Annotated in this window: 1 protein-coding gene; it reads left to right on the forward strand. The window is 75.7% G+C overall.

The genetic code is table 11. The annotated features are described in order from the left end of the window. Positions 1-238: 238 nt before the first annotated feature. Positions 239-2,473 (forward strand): SEL1-like repeat protein, encoded by a 2,235-nt coding sequence (locus HW130_RS35085; protein ID WP_177153812.1) that lies wholly within the window; start codon positions 239-241, stop codon positions 2,471-2,473. The last annotated feature ends 78 nt before the right edge of the window (positions 2,474-2,551 follow it).

Raw genomic sequence — 2,551 nt, forward strand, 5'->3', positions numbered from 1 at the left:
CAGGTTCAAATCCTGTCCCCGCTACTGGAAAGAAGAGGGCCCGGATCCTTGAGGATCCGGGCCCTCTTCGTGCTGACCCGACACCTTCGGGGGGTTCTTCCCTGAAGTGCGTGCCGGAGTGCGCGAGTTGGGGGTTGGCGTGTTTGACTTATCTCTCTGTGGGCATGTCGACAAAACGCTGAAGTGACCTCACTGGCTGCGGTATACCAGGTGTACGCGGGTTGCAGGTGATGCGACGATGGAATTTATGGGGGACAGGGCAACTCTGTTGGAGACAGAGCGGTTTGTGCAGCCGCATGCCGGAAGCGCGGCGGGCGCGACGCATTCCGTCGACGCCGTCGAGGCGGTGGACGCTTCCGGCCGTGGCGACAACGTCGTCAGGACCGGTGGCCTCGCCGCCACGGAGAACGTCGACGCCGAGGAGACCGCCGGCGTCGAAGCACGCCACCGCAGCGCCGCGGACCACGGCGACACGGCCTCGATGAGTGTGCTCGGCGCACTCCTGCTGCGCCGGGGGGACCTGGACGGCGCCGAGCCCTATCTGCGCGGCGCGACAGCCGACGGCGACCGCGCGGCCGCCAACAACCTGGGCGTTCTGCTGCACCAGCGCGGCTACGCGGACGAGGCGGCCGGCTGGTGGCGTATCGCCGCGGTCGCCGGTTCGGCGGCCGCCGCGCACGCACTCGGGCGGCACTTCCGCGAACGCGGCGACGAACCGGCCGCCGAGTACTGGCTGCGCCAGTCCGCCGAACACGGCCATGCCCTCGGGGCGTACGCGCTGGCCGACCTGCTGGAGCACCGCGGCGAGGACGGGGCGGAGCGCTGGCTGCGCACGGCGGCCGAGCAGGGCCACCGCGAGGCCGCGTACCGCCTCGCCAGGGCGCTGGAGCGCCGGGCCGCGGAGGAGGCACGCAAGGGCGAGGGCATCGGCCCGCTCGGTTTGGCCGCCGCACCGTCCCGTCCCGCACCCGTACCGGCCGGGCGCCGGGACGAGGGCGCAGCCACGGGCAGTACGCGAGGCGGTCGCCGCGTTGCCGGCACGGGTGCCGAAGGGGGCGCCCGCGCGATGGGCGGGACGCGCGGGGACGGCATGCCTCCCGGCGGGACGCAGGCCGACCGGACGCCGGGCACCGGCGTCCGTGCGGACCGTGCGCGGGGCGGCGACGTGGCCCAGGGCGGCGGGGTCGTCTGGCAGACGGATGCCGGGCTGCGCGTGCTCGCCGAGGCCGAGGCCGCCCGTCCGGGCGGCGCGCGTGAGCCGGGTCTGCTCGACGAGGCCGTTCAGTGGCACCGGCAGGCCGCCGCCCGCGGGCACCGGCGCGCAGCCCTGCATCTCGGCGCCATCCTCGAGAAGCGCGGCGAGCTGAAGGAGGCCGGCCGCTGGTACCTGACGGCCGCGAAGGACGGCGAGGCCCGGGCCGCCTGCGCGCTGGGGTTCCTGCTGCGGGACGCGGGCGACGAGGAGAGCGCCGCCGTGTGGTGGCTGCGCGCCGCCCAGGACGGCGACGGCAACGCGGCGAACGCCCTCGGCGCGCTGCACGCCGCCCGTGGCGAGGCGCAGAGCGCCGAGCGCTGGTACCGCGCCGCCATGGACGCGGGCGACGTCAACGGTGCGTACAACCTCGGACTGCTGTGCGCCGCCCAGGACCGCACGGCCCAGGCCGAGCAGTGGTACCGCCGCGCCGCCTACGCCGGGCACCGCGAGGCCGCCAACGCGCTCGCCGTCCTGCTCCTGCAGGCAGGGGACCACGCCGGGGCCGAGCCCTGGTTCTCCAAGGCGGCCGAGGCGGGCAGCGTCGACGCGGCGTTCAACCTGGGCATTCTCCACGTCGGCCGGGACGACGACCGCACCGCGCTGTCCTGGTACGAGCGGGCCGCGGCGGCCGGTCACACCGAGGCCGCGCTCCAGGTCGGCATCGCCCGGCTCAAGGAGGGCGACGAACAGGCCGCCGAGCGCCACCTGCGGTGCGCGGCGGGCGGCGGGAGCGCCGAGGCCGCGTTCCGGCTCGCGACGGTGCTGGACGCGCGCCGGCCGCCGCCGGGTCCGCCGGCCCTCGGAGAGCCGATGGCGGAGAAGAGCGAGTGCGAGGAGTGGTACGAGCGTGCCGCGGAGCAGGGGCACCGTCGCGCCCAGGTGCGGGTCGGCATGCTCGCCGCCGCCCGCGGGGACACGGCCGAGGCGGCCCGCTGGTACCGCGAGGCCGCGGAGGCCGGCAGCCGCAGCGGCGCGTTCAACCTCGGGCTGCTCCTCGCCCGCGAGGGCAGCGAGCGGGAGGCCGCCCTGTGGTGGGCCCGCGCGGCGCGGGCCGGCCACGGCAGGGCCGCCCTGCGGCTCGCGCTGCTCGCCGCTCGCAGGGGCGAGCTCGCCGAGGGGCAGTGCTGGTGCGCCAGAGCGGTCGAGCTGGGGCCGGCAGAGGTCGCGGAGCGTGCGGCGAAGCTGCGCGAGGCGCTGATCCAGGAGCTGACCGCGTAGCCGCGGGGCAGGGGAAGGGATTTGCTCTGATCCACGGGGTCCCGTAAGGTTGTGTTCACCGACGCGGGGTGGAGCAGC

Source organism: Streptomyces sp. PKU-EA00015 (assembly GCF_013387495.1).
In the GTDB taxonomy this organism is placed as follows: domain Bacteria; phylum Actinomycetota; class Actinomycetes; order Streptomycetales; family Streptomycetaceae; genus Streptomyces.

What these genes read in the sequence shown, in the direction of transcription:
- HW130_RS35085 (WP_177153812.1), top strand. Translation starts at nt 239, where the DNA reads ATGGAATTTATGGGGGACAGGGCAACTCTGTTGGAGACAGAGCGGTTT.